Raw genomic sequence first — 19,035 nt, 5'->3', positions numbered from 1 at the left:
AAAAGATTAAGTTGAAAATAGATATCAGCATTCAATCGCACGATTTGCCAATTTTATTTTCTCTTTTTATTGACTCTGGAGTGGGCTCCAGAGTGTAGAGTTTAACCATTAGCCATTATCTTTGAGTTAACTCTATCCAGGGGGAGCCCATGTACTCAGATTCAAACAAAAATAGTGCTCATCAACATAACCACCAGCATGGAAGCTGCTGCGCGACTACCACTTGTTCAGATCAAGCTAAACAAGTTAGTGAGCATTTACATAATCATGAACACAATGGGGCTTGCTCACATGAGCATAGCCCTTCCCATGATACACAAGAAACACAAGCGCCTGAGCTTTTGGCAAGTCAACGTTACAGTTGGGTTGTTAATGGTATGGATTGTCCAAGCTGCGCCCGCAAAATTGAAACCGCGGTCAGCAAAATTCCAGAGGTGAAACAAGCCAAAGTGCTATTCGCAACTGAAAAACTGGTCGTAGATGCTGATACAGATATACGTTCAGCGGTTATTCAAGCGGTTAATCAGGCTGGATTTTCCCTACGCAATTCCGATTCAAATCAGAAAGCAACAAAAAGCAGCCGCTGGAAAGAATTCGCGCCGATCATCACTCTTTCATTGATGATGCTGATAAGTTGGGGAATCTCCAACACCAATCCTTCATTTGGTCGTATTGCCTTTATTATCACTACCGTGATTGGATTAGTACCTATTGTCACCAAAGCCTGGCAACTCATACGATCAGGCACGCCATTCGCCATTGAAACCTTGATGAGCGTTGCCGCCATCGGTGCGTTGTTTATCGATGCAACCGCTGAAGCGGCAATGGTACTACTGTTGTTTATGCTTGGTGAAATGTTGGAAGCTTATGCTGCCGGCCGTGCTCGTCGAGGAGTAAGCGCACTAATGGCATTAGTGCCGGAAGAAGCACTACTGGTTAAAAATGGTGAGAAAAGGACTGTCCCAGTTTCAGACCTTCGCCCAGGCGATATTATTGAGATTGCGCCAGGCGGACGTTTACCCACTGACGCAGAATTACTCAATTCATTCGCTAGCTTCGATGAAAGTGCGCTGACAGGTGAATCTATTCCGGTTGAACGCATGCAGGGAGAAAAAGTTCCGGCCGGTTGTTTGTCCGTGGATCGTGCAGTCCAAATGAAAGTATTGTCCGAACAGGGCAACAATGCCATTGACCGTATTCTGCAACTGATTGAAGAAGCCGAAGAGCGCCGTGCGCCGATTGAGCGCTTCATTGACCGTTTTAGCCGAATTTACACTCCGCTAATTATGCTGTTCTCTGCGCTAGTTATCATCATTCCACCAACTGTATTCAGCCAACCTTGGGAAACATGGATCTACCGTGGTCTTACTTTGCTATTGATCGGCTGCCCTTGCGCTTTGGTGATTTCCACACCCGCCGCAATTACCTCTGCCCTTGCAGCAGCAACCCGCCGAGGCGCCTTGATTAAAGGTGGTGCGGCACTGGAACAATTAGGGCTAATTACCACAATCGCTTTTGATAAAACCGGGACGCTGACCGCCGGTAAACCACAAGTCACAGATGTACAACCAGCAGAAAATATCAGCGAATCTCAGCTATTAACTTTGGCTTCCGCAGTAGAAAGCGGCTCCCATCACCCACTGGCTAAAGCCATTTTGCAATATGCAGAAAGTAAAAACGTTAATATTACCGAAGCTGAACACCGTAAGGCGTTGGCGGGGATTGGTGTTGAAGGTCAGTTAGACGGTAAACGTATTCTCGTCAGCGCGCCCGGAAAACTGCCCGCAAACACGTTATCTGATCGTTGGAAACAAAAAATTGTTCAGTTAGAAGATTGCGGTAAAACCGTTGTTGCCGTAATGCATGATGAACAATTTACCGGCCTTATCGCGATGCAAGATACGTTACGTCAGGATGCAATTGATGCTATCCGTTTACTGAAAGATCAAGGCATTAAATCAGTGATGTTGACAGGGGATAACCCTCGTGCAGCAACTGCAATTGCCGGTCAGTTAGGAATAGATTTCCGCGCCGGGTTAATGCCGGAAGATAAAGTCAAAGCGGTCATTGCATTGAATAAAGATCACAACACAATGATGGTCGGTGACGGCATCAACGACGCACCTGCTATGAAAGCTTCCAGTATCGGAGTGGCAATGGGAAGCGGCACCGATGTCGCTCTGGAAACCGCAGATGCAGCATTGACTCACAACCGCCTGACAGGTTTGTCAGAAATCATCACCCTTTCCCGCGCAACGCACAATAATATCCGCCAAAATATTGCTATTGCTCTGGGATTAAAAGGAATCTTCCTTGTCACCAGCCTATTGGGTATCACAGGCTTGTGGATGGCAGTACTGGCGGATTCTGGCGCAACCGCTCTTGTAACGGCGAACGCGGTAAGGTTATTAAGGATTAAACTGAAATAACGAAAATCGCCTGGCTATTTAAGGATATGGGTCTTATTTCCGGCTCATATCCTGTGCTATTGATTCTCTTTTTTTCTAACCAGATAGCGATAAGGCATTTGTTCCGTTTCTTGGGCAACCAACTGATGCTCCATAAAACGACAAAAACTGGGAATATCACGCGTAGTTGCCGGATCGTCAGCAAGAATTAATAACATTTGCCCTGCTTCCATATGACGCACGGTTTTCCGCACCATCATCACTGGTTCAGGACAGCGCAGCCCTTGTGTATCAAGGGTCTTGTCTGGATTAATAAACATATCGGGCATAACTTATCTCTACAATTTCAGGCAAACTATAAAACTGGATTATATTATAAAAAGGCTAGCAAAAATTAACTTTACATACGGCATTTTGAATTCATGTACAACCGACGTATCATGTGAGGCGCCGTCAATTAAAACGGCAGATCTTCCATTGGGTTCCCTCACCCCATTATCCAAAAAGGTACAATATGTTTTCATCAGCTACGATTACACAACAGCGAGCTACCACTTTAATTTGGCTTTCGTTATTCCATATTCTGATTATTATTTCCAGTAATTATCTGGTGCAACTACCCGTCTCTATTTTCGGTTTTCATACCACTTGGGGAGCCTTTACTTTCCCATTTATTTTTCTTGCAACCGATTTGACAGTTCGTATCTATGGCGCACCACTGGCAAGGCGAATCATTACTACCGTTATGTTCCCCGCATTGTTGAGCTCTTATATAATTTCTGCCCTATTTTTCCAGGGCGTGTGGCAAGAATTTACTGCATTGTCTGAATTCAATCTCTTTGTTGCCCGTATTGCCTGCGCCAGCTTTATGGCTTACTTCCTTGGGCAGATACTGGATGTATACGTCTTCAATCGTCTGCGCCAGAGACGTAATTGGTGGGTCGCTCCCGCAGCAGCAATGTTCTTCGGCAACTTACTTGATACCCTTGCCTTTTTCTCTATCGCTTTCTATCGCAGTACCGATGCTTTCATGGCAGCTAATTGGATCGAGATCGGGTTAGTAGATTACTGCTTTAAGCTGCTAATCTGCTTACTCTTTTTCCTACCCGCTTACGGCATTTTGTTGAACCTGATTCTCAAGTATTTCTTTGCCTATCAAACTAGCAGTACCCATATCCAAGCTCGCTGATTTTTATACGCCCGCCCGATAACTGTCTCTTAATCAGATTTCCTGATTAAGAGATTGGTAAGATAATAGCCTTCCACCCGGTTTTAAGATTTAAACTCATCTTACCTATGGTTTATTCATACACTCATTGATATTAACAACTACACCTGACAATTCGATATTATGTCAGTGATATTACTACGATTTCCTATTTTAATTTCGCTTTTCCGGTTAATTTTACTCTTATCAATTAACAGAATTGATTGTAATGCCCGTCTTATAAGAATATCTTTAAATTCCGCATTATCAATATTCGAATCCCATAAATCACCATTTGCATCAATACCGTCACAGGAAAAAACAAATAGATCTATCTCTAAATTTCTTAATTGTGTAATAAGTGATGAACTAATATAACAAGCATATTTACGATGCAGAACTCCCCCCGAACTGATTAATTGAATATTTTTTTTCTTTGATAATTGATGACAAATACGAATGCTATTGGTAAAAATAGTAATATTAATATCAGGAAGTTGCTTTGCCAGATACCAACATGTTGAACTTGCATCAAGTGCAATTATCATTCCTTCACTTATCCAAGTCACCGCCCGTTGAGCAATAAGCGATTTACTCGAAAAATGGCTTTTAACCCGCATGTTAAAGGGGTCACCATTATCCTGTGTTTCTCTGTTTAAGCTTTTTGCTCTGCCATGTAAACGCAGAAGATGACCATGCTCTTGAAGAAATCGCAGATCCCGACGTATTGTTTCTTTACTCACTTGTAAAGCTATGGAAAGTTCAGAGGTTGTTAATGATTCATGATGATGGAGAAGATCCATGATTTTCTGGTGACGTTCATTTCTCATAAAGGAATCCCTTTTATATTGGGACAGAATAGGATTATTTTGTCCAATACCAGAATTAGAAAATCACGTCTTATTTAGCAATATATTTCCACATTTAGTCGTTTTCTCTGTGACGACGATAGCAAAAGCGTTACCATTTCCTACTTTAGTCAGCATGTTTAAACGAGATAGCAAGAATAAATAACTAGTAAAATCATTTTCAACAGAAGATTACCTATTCCTGTATGAAATTTTGAAATAATAAATTATAAGCTTCCTGGTGCTCACCGGGTGTATAAAGTTCATAGTGATAAGAAAACTGCTCACGGGCTTGTTCAGCCGATTTATAATAACCTACACCAAGCCAAGCAAAGAAAGAAGCGCCTAATACCGTCGTCTCTGATTCATTAAGTACTTTTATTGGTAAGTTTAAAATATCTGCTTTTATTTGGTTCCAGAGATAATTTCGACTACCTCCCCCCACTAACACCAACTCTTTAGCATGAAATCCACTTATTTTCTCTAAAAGAGATAAGTTTTGTTTTAATTGATATCCCAACGCCTCTAATGCAGCACGATAAAAATGACGTCGTTCAGTATCCAACGTTATTCCACACCATCCTGCCTCAGAGGTTAACAAACGACAATTCATTCTTAAGTTATTAGCACCAGGAGGAACAGATAAAGCTTCATGGATCATTTGGAGATAGACCTCCGAAGGGGAAATACCTTGCCAGAAAAGCTGTCTGATCCATTCAAGTATTCCAGAAGCTAACCATTGCAATCCTGGGTTAAAGATCCCTTTTCTTGCGTCTAATTCACAGGTAGAACTAGCATAATAAGGTAAAATATGGGTGTTCACATTAGGAGTGCGTACCATCAAAATTTCCCAGGTACCGGAAGATAAGACGGGTTGATTTAAACCCGCGCCTGAGCCAAATAAAGCAAATTGGGTATCATGTCCAGAGGAAATAACGGGAATTCCTGAAGGCAAATTCAACTTTTTAGCTGCCTCTGGAATTAAAGTACCAATTTGCTCACCGGCATGAACGAGTTCGGGAAATAAACTCTCTGGAATAGAAATAGCATCTAATATTACTTCACTAAACTGCTCATGATGAATATTTAGCAACTGACTGGTCCCGGCCATCGTTCTATCAGTTGACATCACTCCGGTTAATCGATAATTGATTAAAGAAGAAATAAACAGCCATGCATGGGCTTTATCGTAAAGAGTAGGATGATTTTCCTTTAACCAAATTAACTTATAAAGCGTATTAAAATTAAATTTCCCAACACCGGATATCGTTTGCAATTTCTCAGCAGAGAAATAACGCTCAATATTTTCAACAATAGGAGTTGTTCGCGAACATTTCCAACTAATAATGGGATAAAGTAGGTCACCCTTTGCATCGACCAGTGTTCCATCAACACCAAACGTCGTCACCGTTATTGCGCGTATCTTATAACCTGATAATTTGGGGATAACTCCACGACAACAGCCTGCCAACCGTTCTAAAATGGCATCCAGTGACCATATGTGCCAGTGAGAATTGGCTTTATCAGGCTCACTGGTATTCGGTGTTGACTCCCTTGCAATCACATTACCCTGAGAGTCAACCGCAATAGCCCGCACATTCGTAGCCCCGCAATCCAAAACTAAAACGACATCTTGCATCATACGCTCTCCTGTTGTGGAACAGAGGCGGTACAATTCGTATCGTACCGCCAGCAGCCACTATTTCTTATAGAGAGGACCATAGTTTTGACAAGCTCGGTAATCTGAACCTTCTGGCTCCATACCGTGTGCATTCCATGCAGAAGGACGATAAATGGCTTTCTCATCCACGTTATGCATACAAACTGGGATCCTAAGCATAGAAGCTAATGTAATGAAATCGGCGCCAACATGACCAATAGAAAGCACTCCATGATTAGCCCCCCAATTCGCCATAACGGAGTACACATCCTTAAAGACGCCTCTACCGGTTAAACGTGGAACAAACCAAGTTGTCGGCCAAGTTTCATTTGTCCGTTTATCCAGAATGTCATGAATATCTTTAGGCAATTCCGCACTCCAGCCCTCAGCGATTTGCAGGACAGGACCAAGTCCTTTAATGATATTGACACGGCTCATGGTGAAAGGAACGCCGCCTTTCGTTAAGAATTTGGAGGAAAAGCCGCCACCTCTGAAATATTCATGGAGCGCCGGGCGCCATTGCGTTGCAGCCAGGCAAGCATCTACTTCCTCTTCGGTAATTTCCCAGTGAGGTTTCATCGTAGGATGGCCTTGAGCATCTTTTTGGCAACAAGTCCCATCCAGTGTTGCAGAACCTGAATTAATCAGATGAATCACCCCATTTTCAGCCTGCCCCGTGAGTTTTTTGCCCGTAACACGCTCAACAGCGTCTGGCGACCAGAAAGTTCGAACATCAGCAAAAATCTGCGCTGTCCCTGTCAACATATGACCAAATAACATCGCAACGCCATTTAGACTGTCATTCTCTGTTGCAACCGTAAATGGCTGACGGATGCCGCTCCAGTCGAATGAACTATTTAAAATGGCTTCCGCAGTATCGCCATTGGGATATTGATCTGTCCAATGACGCTGCCCCTGGAAACCCGCAACAATAGCGTTGTAGCCGAGTGCTTCTTCACCATACCCTTTTTCTTTCAGTTTTGGGTTCCCCTGCATCATGTCACGAATGCAAATAGCCATGAGTAAACTTTCGCGAAGAACTTGACGACGACTTTCTGGTGAACGGTGATATTGTTTAGCATTCAGATCTTCACCATATTGGAAATACTTATCTGCCCAAGATAAGGCAAGCTCAAGTTCCTCTTCATCATATATTTGCAGATCAATACGACGGCGTAATTCCGTCATATCAACAGTTTGGATTTTCATACCAAGCCAAGATTCGAAAAAATTATGATCAACAATTGAACCTGCAATACCCATTGAGGCGCCACCAACAGAAAGGTAAGTTTTTCCTTTCATACTGGCGACAGCTAATCCAGCTCGGGCAAATCGTAGCAACTTTTCTTTAACATCATCAGGAATACGAGTGTCATCAGCATCTTGAACTTCATGCCCATATATAGAAAAAGCAGGAATACCTTTTTGCGAGTGGGCGGCTAAAGCTGCCGCAAGATAGACTGCGCCTGGACGTTCAGTCCCATTAAACCCCCAAATAGCTTTGGGTCTCGTTGGTTCCATATCTAATGTTTCACTGCCATAACACCAACACGGTGTGACGGTAATTGTCAGACCAATATTTAATGCACTGAATTTTTCATCACAAGCCGCAGACTCAGCAAGACCAGCAATACATGTGTCTGCAATAACACATTCAACAGGGGTACCACAAGCATGGTAAATATGCCCAGTCAATAAATTAGCTGTCGCTTTCGCCATATTCATGGTTTGCTCTTCAAGTGATTCACGCACTCCCATACGACGGCCATCAATAACTGGACGAATACCAATCTTGGGTAGGTTCATATTCTTTCTCATGCGATTTCCTCCATACAAATAAAGTTGTTATTTGCTTTTTGAATTAAACGGATTACCGGGTAATGCATTCGCGCGGAATTTTGCGAAAATCAAGATCACAGCAAAACAAAAAGCAGGCACAAGCTCAGCCGTTGGAATATGACCCACAGCATCACTGACAAATCCCATAATAGGCGTCACGACGCCACCTCCAACAATCGTCATGACAATGAGCGAAGAACCATATTTAGTGTCCTGACCTAATCCTTTAATTCCTAATGAAAAGATAGTGGGGTATTGAATAGACATAAACATGCTACAAATGGTCAATGCAATTAAGCCGATATATCCCCCTACGAATGCGGAAATAATGCAAAGGATCATGGATATCAAGGCATAACAAGCTAATACTTTTTCCGGAGCAAATCGCTTAACTAACCAAGTACCCGTCGATCGACCAATAAAGAAAAACACCATTGTTGCTGTCAGATAATTAGCCGCGTACCCCGGAGTCATACTCGGAATTTCATCAACGGCATAACGAATCAGGTAACTCCAGCAAGCTGTTTGCGCACCGACATAGCAAAATTGTGCTAACACCGCCCAACGCCAATGCTTGATTTTAATAAGGCGGCCTAAAGAGTCAAAGAATGAACTGCTATTATCATGCACATCACCTTGTATCACTGGAAACTTGGTAAATAAGATCAAAAATGCAATCATTAAAACAGCAGCAGCGATAATCATATAAGGGGACTGTACCGCTAAAACGAGGCTATGATTATAAGTATCAATCTGCTCAACAGTCATTTTATCAAGTGTTTCTTGGGGTAAATGAGGGACATGAGATAAAATTAAACTTTGCCCAAAAATAACGGCGATAATTGCCCCAAAAGAATTAAATGTTTGAGCCAAATTAATGCGAAAATGCCCCGTTTTTTCAGGACCTAATACCGTGACGAAAGGATTAGCCGCTGTTTCCAAGCACCCTAATCCAGCAGCGATAATAAAAAGCCCCACCAAGAATAATGTATAACTCATCGCTTCTGCGGCAGGCCAAAAAAGAGTAGCGCCAACAGCATAAAATAATAAACCAGTAATTATCCCTGCTTTATAATTTAACTTATTCATTAATATGCCAGCAGGAATAGGAATAACAAAATAACCAAAATAAAATGCAGACTGGATTAATCCCGCCTGGAAATTTGTTAAGACAAAAGCTTTCTGAAATTGAGGCAGCAATATATCATTTAAGTTATTTGCCACAGCCCATAAGAAAAACAGAGAGCATAAAAGAGTAAAAGGGATTAAATAGCCTCTGTTTTTTTTATTATCACGCGCTATACTTGATTGCATCGATATATTATCCATAGCATCCTCATCTATCGCAGTTGATACTGTAAGTTTTCCAGAATCAGTCGTATTTTTAGCCATCTATAAGATAAGAAAATGATCCCAATCACACTTATTTATTCATACCGCTAAATTGTGAACCTAATCACTGAAATAAATCCATTACACATGCCCGTTTGTATCTTTTTTATTTAATTCGGTCATAAAGATGACCGTATAATTTTTTTTATGAAAAAACGGTCAATAAAACCAATAAATGACCGTTTGAGTTAGAAATGAAAAATACGGAATAAAAAGGTAAATACAGATATCTTCAAAACCCAAAAAATGATAAAAACATTTGAGCTTAATCACAAAAATTAACTTAAATATTTATTTAAAAACAACAAAGTATTACAACAAAAATAGCAAACTTCATTTATTTATTTTTCATTGACTAGCATAAAAGCATACTTCGAATTTAAACAAGGTAAATAATCATGAAAAGAAATACATTATCTCGTGAAATTATTAATACATGCTTAGAAATGACCCGATTAGGATTAAATCAAGGCACTGCGGGTAATGTTAGTGTCCGTTATAACAATGGAATGTTAATTACGCCGACAGGAATCCCTTATGAACAATTGACTGAAACACATATTGTTTATGTAGATGAATATGGTCAACCTGAGGATAATAAGATCCCCTCGAGTGAATGGCGTTTTCATCAAGCGGTCTATCATGCCAGACCCGACGCCAATGCAGTCGTCCATAATCATGCAATTCATTGCACAGCGGTTTCTATTTTAAATAAGCCAATCCCGGCCATTCATTACATGATTGCAGCGGCGGGAGGAGATTCAATTCCCTGTGTGCCTTACGCAACATTTGGCACCAAACAACTCTCTGACTATGTATTTAACGGTTTTAAAAACAGAAAAGCGATTCTATTACAGCATCATGGGATGATTGTTTGCGAAGTTAATCTACAAAAAGCACTGTGGCTCGCACATGAAGTTGAAGTGCTCGCTCATTTATATTTACAAACCTTAGCGATCCAAAATCCAGTTCCTATTCTAAGTCCAGAGGAAATAGCAATCGTGCTTGAAAAATTTAAGACATACGGCTTAAAAATTGAAGAAAATTGAAAAAATAGGATCACTTTGTCAAGCAGTCATTATGGCTCATAGCATGATTACTAATGAAATAAGTTGGTTTGGACAAGGCGCAATTAATGAATTATTCCTGGCGTCAAAAGAAAAGAATTGTCTCTTAGTCAGAACGGCTAATTAAGAGATTGGCAAAGCAATAGCCTGCCACGCTGTCCGCTTTTTTACTACCAGCCCAACCCACTAGCTTTCCCAAACGCAGCTAGGCCCAATAGAGAAAAAGGGTCTGTTCTAGTACAAAGATCCGGGCATAGATCAAAAAAACACACATTTCCCACAACAAAATGGGCATAACAACTTTATTTATCCATAACCAACCATTAATTTTTATAGATGGTGTTAGTCTGTTAAGTAATTTAAGTACTTTTTTCACCCGAAAATAGTTTACCGGTCTGTCACATTCTGCTCCCTGTTCGTTAGGAAAATTGATGCGACAAACAGATATTGAGTTTCCACAAAAGGAATATTCCTATGCTGAAAATTATTCAATCTCCATCCAAATACATTCAGGGACCCGATGCCCTGCTTCATATTGGTAAATATACAAAAACTATCGCCGACCACGTTTTAGTTATCATCGGTAACTCCGCGATGAAATTGGTGGGAGAGACCGTTCATAACAGCCTGGAACAGCATGAAATTACCCGCCATTTTGAAATGTTTGGCGGTGAATGTAGCCAAAATGAGATTAAGCGCCTGTCTGATATTCTTAAAAAACATGAATGCCAAGCCGTTATTGGCATCGGCGGCGGCAAAGTACAAGATACCGCAAAAGCGGTTGCTTACGAATCCAGATTACCTGTTCTGATTGCCCCTACTATCGCTTCCACGAATGCCCCAACCAGCGCGCTCTCTGTTATTTACAACGATGATGGCAAATATGAAGATTATCTCGTTTTCCCAACAAACCCAGATATTGTACTCATAGATACCAACATTATCGCTAAAGCCCCAACCCGTTTTCTGATTGCCGGAATTGGCGACGCGCTGGCAACTCACTTTGAAGCCCGAGCTTGTGGAGCCACACATCAACCCCGAATGACAGGTGGTGGAATATCCCGTACAGCAATGGCCCTTTCTCATCTCTGTTACGAAACGTTGTTAGAAGAAGGCTATAAAGCAAAACTGGCTGTTGAAGCCGGCGTCAGTACATCCGCGGTGGAAAATGTTATTGAGGCCATTACTTACTTAAGCGGCTTGGGCTTTGAAAATACGGGCTTAGCCGCTGCTCATGCCGTACACAATGGTTTTACCGTATTGGAAGAATGTCACCACATGTACCACGGCGAAAAAGTCGCTTTCGGAGTATTAGTTCAACTGATACTGGAAAATAGCCCAAATGAAGAATTAGATACTTTACTTGATTTCTGTGTACAGATAGGGCTACCGGTTACTCTGGATCAACTTGGCGTAAAAGATAGTGAAAAACTGCAAGAAAAAGTAATGGCAGTGGCGACAGCGAGTTGTGCTACGGGAGAAACCATTCACAACATGCCTTTTGAAGTGACACCAGAAAAAGTATATGCCGCTATTATGGCTGCTGACCGGATGGGACGCGACTGGCTGTATTAAGTTTAACAAGAGCGGGCAAATTGTCCGCTTTTACTCTTTTATTCAAGCAACTAAAGTTCGGAAATGAAAAAGAATAATCTTGGCTAATACAATGCATATCCACTGAAAAGCAAATAATCTCTGTTAATACTGCTTGTAGTGAAGTGAAAATCAATCAACTGAGTTGTTGAGCAACGAGAAAACGCACTGTTCAAAATCAGTGCGTTAAGAAATAAATTTATCGAGTCTATTCAGGCCAAAAGTTTTCATCCATTATTTGCTCAAACGTCCAAGGACAAGTTTCAGGAAATATATTCCGATTAATTAGCGTTTCTTTTTCTGCTAATCGACGAGCAGCGGTGTAAGCTTTTTCCAAATGTTCATCCAACTTATTTTTCAAACTGGGAGATTCTTGCAAACAATCAATCGCCTTATCACGCTGTTCTTCAATGGTTAGTTCCCAACTCCGCCCTCTGCGATCTGCCTGATATCTCCATTTCAGTAAGTGTGCGAGTAAAATTTCCAACCGAGATCGTAATTCTCTGCGCTCACTCCGCCCCATAGCCTCAATTTCCTCAAGAAGATTTTCCGTATCCAACTGGCTAAAATCACCGGAACGAAGCAAGTCTGCCTGCTCCTGCGTCCAACCATAAAAATCGCTGTCATAACGTGTCGTCATGGTTCCTCCACTTGTATATCAGCTATGCAACTGTATAAATTATGAGTCTGGCAGATTATTGGTATACCGTCAAAACAGTATGTTTATCGTTAAAATCGATTAGCAGCCCATTCACCATAAAGGTACAACACAATATTGCAGCTTAAAACCGGTGGTTTTAACCTTTCATTTGGAAGAATAAATTTATCGAGTCTATTCAGGCCAAAATTTTTCATCCATTATTTGCTCAAATGTCCAAGGACAAGTTTCAGGAAATACACTACGCCTAATATTAGTTTCCCTCTCCGCTGCAATAATGGCATCACCATAAGCATCAGAGGAAATTTCGCTAAGTTCTGACTTTAAGCTGGGATTTTTTTTAAGACGACGGGCTATTTTCCTCCTCTGTTCTTCAATCGTAAGCTTCCAGCTCCGACCTTGCCGTTCAGATTGGAATTGCCATTTTAGGAGGTGAAGAAACAGTACCTCAAGACGAGATTCCAACTCGTTTCTTTGGCTATTTCCCATACTTTCTATTTCCTCCGAAAGGTTTTCCCTGTCCAATTGATTCAGATTACCAGAACGAAGCAAACCTGCCTGCTCCCGCGTCCAACCATAAAAGTCGCTGTCATAACGTGTCGTCATGGGTTCCTCCACTGGGTATATCAGCTATACAACTGTATAAATTATGAGTCTGGCAGATTATTGGTATACCGTCAAAACAGTATGTTTATCGTTAAAATCGATTATCAGTCCATTCACCATAAATTGAGAAGAGCCTTTCGTCTGAACGGATACATATAGAATAACAAATAAAGGAAGCATGAAATCTGTGGTTTTTGTTTGATAAAGAACAAAAACGAACCAAAAACGCTCACCGATAACTAAGTAAAGCTAGTTATTGTGACAATGGTCACAATTTCATTGGTAAAGTACATTTTAAAAAGTTAACAAATCACTCAGAATCATCGCCGGGGAAAAACAACTTTAACAACTGAGGGTTGTTTCACAGATAGGTTGGGTTATTTCAACTATCATAATTTTCGTTATGGAAAATAACCACTTACAAAACCTTTCATTTTCCCATCCGGTGGCAATAGTCAACCGGCAAGCTGTTTATATAACCAAAAATGCCATCGGAGGCAAAATATGTTAAGTATTTTCAAGCCGACACCTCATAGGTCCCGGCTGTCAACAGAACAGATAGATCCCGTCTATCGTCGCTTACGCTGGCAAATTTTTATGGGTATTTTCTTTGGTTATGCTGCTTATTATCTAGTAAGGAAAAACTTTGCACTCGCAATGCCTTATCTGGTTGAGCAAGGTTTTTCCAAAGGCGATCTCGGCTTCGCATTATCAGGGATTTCTATCGCATACGGCATCTCCAAATTCATCATGGGCTCCGTATCCGACCGTTCTAACCCACGATTCTTCTTACCTGCGGGTCTGATCCTCGCGGCTGTTGTCATGCTGTTTATGGGTTTCGTACCTTGGGCAACTTCCAGTATTGCCATTATGTTTGTACTACTGTTCCTGTGCGGCTGGTTTCAAGGCATGGGTTGGCCTCCCTGTGGTCGTACTATGGTGCACTGGTGGTCACAGAAAGAACGTGGCGGTATCGTTTCTATCTGGAACTGCTCACATAATGTTGGCGGCGGCTTACCACCATTGCTATTCCTGTTAGGTATGGCGTGGTTCAATGATTGGAAAGCCGCACTTTACATGCCAGCTTTTGCCGCAATTCTCGTTGCATTGATTGCGTTCGCGCTGATGCGTGACACGCCACAATCTTGTGGCTTGCCGCCAATCGAAGAGTATAAAAACGACTATCCTTCTGATTACACAGAAAAAGATGAAAAAGAGTTAACAGCTAAACAGATTTTCATGCAGTACGTGTTACCTAACAAACTGCTATGGATGGTTGCTATGGCTAACGTATTTGTTTATCTGCTACGTTACGGTGTTCTTGACTGGTCGCCAACCTATCTACGTGAAGCCAAGCATTTCGCACTAGACAAATCTTCATGGGCTTATTTCCTGTACGAATATGCCGGTATCCCAGGCACGCTACTCTGTGGTTGGATGTCAGACAAAGTATTTAAAGGCAACCGTGGTGCAACCGGTGTGTTCTTTATGACATTGGTCACTATCGCAACTATCGTATTCTGGTTGAACCCACCAGGTAACCCAACTGTAGATATGGCTTGCATGTTGATTATTGGCTTCCTTATCTACGGCCCAGTGATGCTGACTGGTCTACATGCCCTTGAGCTGGCGCCAAAGAAAGCCGCAGGTACAGCCGCCGGCTTCACTGGCTTATTTGGTTACTTAGGCGGCTCTGTTGCTGCAAGTGCTATCATCGGCTATACCGTTGAATTTTTCGGTTGGGATAGCGGTTTTATGGTGATGATTGGTGGTAGTATCTTGGCCGTTATTCTATTGCTAATCGTCACGGTTACCGAAAAAAAACATAAACAGGAAATAGCCCAACAATATGGCTAACCTCTGTCATTAAACTGTGATATATCGCTGATAATATTAATTAAGCCGCAGCATTATATATGCTGCGGCTTTTTTCAGCCTCTAAACTAAGAGATTATGTCAGTGAGCATTATTAACACAGACAAACACACAGTTTAATGAGATAGATTTCATCTCATCGCTAAAACGGAGAAACACACATGCAAACTCCAATCAAAACAATAATAACAGGTATTATTTTAGCCTCATCAATGTCAGGTATCACCCAGGCGGCAGATAAGATTGTTATCGCCCATCGAGGCGCAAGTGGATATCTGCCTGAACACACTCTGCCAGCCAAAGCGATGGCTTATGCCGAAGGTGCTGATTATCTGGAACAAGATCTGGTCATGACTAAAGATGATGAACTGATAGTCTTACACGACCACTATCTTGATCGCGTAACTGACGTTGCCAGTAAATTCCCTAGCCGTGCTCGCCAAGATGGACGCTACTATGCCATCGACTTTACCTTATCTGAAATCAAGTCATTAAAATTCACGGAAGGCTTCGATATTAAAAATAATCAACAGATACAAAGCTTCTCCAATCGTTTCCCGATGTGGAAATCTGATTTCCGAATCCACACTTTTCAGGAAGAGATTGAATTTGTTCAAGGATTAAATAAATCTACCGGCAAAAGCATCGGTATTTACCCGGAAATTAAAGCGCCGTGGTTCCACCAACAAGAGGGAAAAGATATTTCCACTAAGGTGCTAACCGTGCTGAAAGAGTATGGTTATACCAAGAAAAGCGACAAAGTTTACCTGCAATGTTTTGATACCAACGAACTCAAACGCATCAAAAACGAGCTGGAACCCAAGCTAGGCATGGATCTGAAACTGGTTCAACTTATCGCCTACACCGACTGGAATGAAACTTATGAAAAACAATCAGACGGCCAATGGACAAATTACAGCTACGACTGGATGTTCAAGCCAGGTGCAATGAAAGAAGTGGCACAATATGCTGATGGCATCGGCCCTGATTACCATATGATCGTGGCGGAGAATTCCACACCAACCAATACTAAGTTAACTAGTCTGGTAAAAGAAGCTCACACCAATAATCTGGAAGTCCACCCATACACGATTCGAATTGATCAACTGCCTAAATACGCCACCAGCGGCGATCATCTTTTCGATATCATGTATAACCAAGCGGGTGTAGACGGTGTATTCACCGATTTTCCTGACTTAGGAGTAAAATTCCTGCAAAAGCAGCATCAACATAAATAAGATGCAAACAGGGTGCCTCAATCTGCGCCCTGTTCTTATCGCTTTAAGGATTACGCCTGACTTATCGAAAAGGCCATAACATCACTGAGCTTTTCAGCCCGCAAAGCTAACATCACCAAACGATCGACGCCAAGCGCCACGCCTGCACACTCAGGCATCCCTTGTTTCAAGGCGCCAACCAAGTTTTCATCAATCGGCCGAACAGGTAAACTTAACTCTGCGCGTTTACGGTTATCCTGTTCAAAACGCTGACGCTGCTCATTACTATCAGTTAGCTCACGGAAGCCATTCGCCAATTCAACACCTTTAAAATAGACTTCAAAACGCTCTGCCACCCGATGATCTTCTTTGCTGATTTCCGCCAGAGAAGCCTGAGAAGCGGGAAAATGGTAGATAAAAGTTGGCTTTTCAGTACCAATATGCGGTTCAACACCAACAGCAAACAAAAGTTGCAATAAAGTATCTCGATCTTCTTCTACATCAGCAATATTACTCAGATCCAATTTGGCGGCGACTTCACGCAACTTTTCCTTCTCTGCTGATAGCGGGTCAATATCCAGATAACGCAGGAAAGCCTGTTGATAAGAGAGTGATTCTGCATTTTCACAGTCAAGGATCTGTTGAAGTAAGTCATCAACTTCATTCATCAAACGATACATATCATAGTGAGGCCGATACCATTCCAGCATGGTAAATTCAGGATTATGATAACGCCCCGCCTCTTCATTACGGAAGCAGCGACCGAGCTGATAAATAGGGCCGCTTCCTGCCGCCAGCAGGCGCTTCATGTGATATTCCGGGCTTGTCATCAGATAAAGAGCCATACCATCCGCAGCACCTGGACCAACAAACTCCGTCTGAAAAGGAAACAATTGAATATCAGTCACTGTAAACTGCCCCATCGCAGGCGTTTCAACTTCCAATACCCCACGATCTGCGAAAAAGCGCCGTATTTCTGCTAAAATAGTCGCTCGTTTCAACAAGTTGGCGATAGGTGCGCTTGGCTGCCAGTTTGCTGTTTCGCTCATGTAAATGACTCCAAAATAAAACCAAACGTGCAGTCTACCTGCATCACACATATCAGACAAATTATTACCGTCTGATCATCCCGGAACAACTTAGCTTGTCTCGTATCAAGACTATCGCAGATTGACTACTACTGGATATATTATTACTAGCTATCTGCCAAAATATTACAGTCAGATAAACAATAAAATAGTGATCGATTTTTCCTGACACAACAAAGCCAATACCAGACAAAATCACTATTTACTCTAACAGAGTTACAATTTAAAGTGGCAAAATTCGTCTATATTGTTTTTATTCGGCTTAATACAATTAATACCTTTTGTGCTGATCCTACTCAGATATTTTCCATTATCTGCCTGCAATGCAATAGTGTGCTCTGATAATGCCATCATACTCTCCGTTTAAATATAATTAATTACTTTATAGAATACCATTTAAACCTCATATCGATTCTTTATGCCCATAGAAATAAAACTCCATTATTGAATATATACTACTACCGTCAAACAATAAAATATATCCTCTCTTTATTATTGACGATATAACCAATTATTAAATAACCAGAAAAAATTATCATATCTAAATTAAAAACAAGATATTATCAGGAAACTGAAAAATAATTTAAGATGATAATTATAATATGACCAGTAACACGAAGAATACATTATTAATCAAATTATCACGAAATATAATTAATATTTTATCTGGTATATTAAGTGACTCATCCTATTGTTCTATCATTAAAATAATAGTGGTCAGTTTTACTTGACCACCATAAGGCTATGTAAAAAATCACCACTGTCCAATTACAGTTTTATAACTTTAAACTGGCAATATATATCTAAGTCGTATTTATCCGGTTTAATATAGTTAAAAATACCACCAGCATTGATCCGACTTAGATATTTCCCATTATCTGCACACAAAGCTACTACATTATCGTCGATATACTCTAAAGTAAAAGTAGAATAAACATCAATATCTGATTTTGTCGCTACAATATAATCGCTACCTGCCAGAGAAATCCGACTTAAATAGAGGCCATTGCTTGCACGAAGTGCTATCTTATTGGAACTAAGTTGTGTTGCAGAATATTTAGTGTAAATATCAATAATAGATTTATTCGCTTCAATAAAGTCAAATCCTCCGCCTCGATCAATTCGACTTAAATAGAACCCATTATCTGCCTGTAATGCAATAGGGCTACTTGATAATCCCATAATATTCTCCTATTTTAAATATATTTAATTTATTTTGGTCAACTATATTATTTATAGCGCATTAATTTAAATTCCACATTTTACTATTCCTGAAAATATAAAACACTTTCAATGAATATATACAACCAATATGATTATTAAATACCAAAATATATTTTGGCATCTATTTTGAATGATATAATCATTTAAGATTTAACTATAACATTCATTAAACATAAATAATTATCACATTTAAATTATAAAATTAAAAACTATAAACAAAATAAAAATTCATTTAAAATTATTAATTATAATATTATAAATATCAACAATTACCCGTTATTAGATAATTATATTAAAATATGTCATTGGTTTTTAGATGGTATATTAAAGGACGAATTTTATTATCGCTCTAT

The 19,035-nt window shown here is 40.7% G+C and carries 15 protein-coding genes; 6 read left to right on the top strand and 9 right to left on the bottom strand.

Annotated elements, in window-relative coordinates; all coding sequences use genetic code 11:
• Window positions 1-149: 149 nt before the first annotated feature.
• Window positions 150-2,429, top strand: a complete 2,280-nt coding sequence (locus tag V2H77_RS20730; protein ID WP_341500324.1) for a zinc/cadmium/mercury/lead-transporting ATPase — start codon at window positions 150-152, stop codon at window positions 2,427-2,429.
• 56 nt (window positions 2,430-2,485) lie between these two features.
• Here the strand turns inward: V2H77_RS20730 and tusA are convergent, their stop codons facing one another.
• Window positions 2,486-2,737, bottom strand: coding sequence for a sulfurtransferase TusA (gene tusA, locus V2H77_RS20725; RefSeq protein ID WP_139656274.1), 252 nt, complete (start codon window positions 2,735-2,737; stop codon window positions 2,486-2,488).
• Between the two features lie 185 nt (window positions 2,738-2,922).
• On the opposite strand from tusA, the gene V2H77_RS20720 reads away from it, so the two are divergent.
• Entirely contained in the window at window positions 2,923-3,597 is a 675-nt protein-coding gene (locus V2H77_RS20720; protein ID WP_341500323.1) for a 7-cyano-7-deazaguanine/7-aminomethyl-7-deazaguanine transporter, read from the top strand.
• A gap of 140 nt (window positions 3,598-3,737) precedes the next feature.
• On the opposite strand, the gene fucR is transcribed toward V2H77_RS20720, so the two are convergent.
• The 4 genes from fucR to fucP form a co-directional block, all read right to left on the bottom strand.
• Window positions 3,738-4,445: an L-fucose operon activator gene (gene fucR / locus V2H77_RS20715; RefSeq protein ID WP_341500322.1), complete on the bottom strand. Its 708-nt coding sequence runs from the start codon at window positions 4,443-4,445 to the stop codon at window positions 3,738-3,740.
• A gap of 214 nt (window positions 4,446-4,659) precedes the next feature.
• Complete coding sequence (fucK, locus tag V2H77_RS20710) at window positions 4,660-6,105, bottom strand: L-fuculokinase (protein WP_341500321.1); 1,446 nt, start codon at window positions 6,103-6,105, stop codon at window positions 4,660-4,662.
• 57 nt (window positions 6,106-6,162) lie between these two features.
• The gene (gene fucI / locus V2H77_RS20705) at window positions 6,163-7,941 is read right to left on the bottom strand and encodes an L-fucose isomerase (protein ID WP_341500320.1); all 1,779 of its coding nucleotides are present in this window, start codon (window positions 7,939-7,941) and stop codon (window positions 6,163-6,165) included.
• 27 nt (window positions 7,942-7,968) lie between these two features.
• Window positions 7,969-9,291 (bottom strand): L-fucose:H+ symporter permease, encoded by a 1,323-nt coding sequence (gene fucP / locus V2H77_RS20700; protein WP_341500392.1) that lies wholly within the window; start codon window positions 9,289-9,291, stop codon window positions 7,969-7,971.
• 461 nt (window positions 9,292-9,752) lie between these two features.
• Between fucP and fucA the strand changes: the two genes are divergently transcribed.
• Together fucA and V2H77_RS20690 are read left to right on the top strand one after the other, a co-directional pair.
• Window positions 9,753-10,403 (top strand): L-fuculose-phosphate aldolase, encoded by a 651-nt coding sequence (fucA, locus tag V2H77_RS20695; protein WP_341500319.1) that lies wholly within the window; start codon window positions 9,753-9,755, stop codon window positions 10,401-10,403.
• A 492-nt stretch (window positions 10,404-10,895) separates the two neighbouring features.
• Window positions 10,896-11,996: a glycerol dehydrogenase gene (locus V2H77_RS20690; RefSeq protein ID WP_139656268.1), complete on the top strand. Its 1,101-nt coding sequence runs from the start codon at window positions 10,896-10,898 to the stop codon at window positions 11,994-11,996.
• Between the two features lie 226 nt (window positions 11,997-12,222).
• Here V2H77_RS20690 and V2H77_RS20685 read toward each other — a convergent pair whose 3' ends face one another.
• Window positions 12,223-12,654 (bottom strand): DUF29 domain-containing protein, encoded by a 432-nt coding sequence (locus tag V2H77_RS20685; RefSeq protein ID WP_049582761.1) that lies wholly within the window; start codon window positions 12,652-12,654, stop codon window positions 12,223-12,225.
• A 192-nt stretch (window positions 12,655-12,846) separates the two neighbouring features.
• Window positions 12,847-13,278: a DUF29 domain-containing protein gene (locus V2H77_RS20680; RefSeq protein WP_341500318.1), complete on the bottom strand. Its 432-nt coding sequence runs from the start codon at window positions 13,276-13,278 to the stop codon at window positions 12,847-12,849.
• Window positions 13,279-13,782: 504 nt separating this feature from the next.
• Here V2H77_RS20680 and glpT point away from each other — a divergent pair.
• Both glpT and glpQ read left to right on the top strand, forming a co-directional pair.
• Window positions 13,783-15,135: a glycerol-3-phosphate transporter gene (gene glpT, locus V2H77_RS20675; RefSeq protein ID WP_341500317.1), complete on the top strand. Its 1,353-nt coding sequence runs from the start codon at window positions 13,783-13,785 to the stop codon at window positions 15,133-15,135.
• A gap of 179 nt (window positions 15,136-15,314) precedes the next feature.
• A complete protein-coding gene (glpQ, locus tag V2H77_RS20670) occupies window positions 15,315-16,391 on the top strand; it encodes a glycerophosphodiester phosphodiesterase (protein WP_341500316.1) in 1,077 nt (358 codons plus the stop codon).
• A 50-nt stretch (window positions 16,392-16,441) separates the two neighbouring features.
• Here glpQ and epmA read toward each other — a convergent pair whose 3' ends face one another.
• A complete protein-coding gene (gene epmA / locus V2H77_RS20665; protein WP_341500315.1) occupies window positions 16,442-17,419 on the bottom strand; it encodes an elongation factor P--(R)-beta-lysine ligase in 978 nt (325 codons plus the stop codon).
• A gap of 807 nt (window positions 17,420-18,226) precedes the next feature.
• The gene (locus V2H77_RS20660; protein ID WP_265380205.1) at window positions 18,227-18,640 is read right to left on the bottom strand and encodes a fascin domain-containing protein; all 414 of its coding nucleotides are present in this window, start codon (window positions 18,638-18,640) and stop codon (window positions 18,227-18,229) included.
• Between the last annotated feature and the right edge of the window lie 395 nt (window positions 18,641-19,035).

It is taken from the genome of Photorhabdus sp. P32 (genome assembly GCF_038085095.1).
Classification (GTDB): domain Bacteria; phylum Pseudomonadota; class Gammaproteobacteria; order Enterobacterales; family Enterobacteriaceae; genus Photorhabdus; species Photorhabdus luminescens.
This window is presented reverse-complemented; position numbering and strand designations above follow the sequence as displayed.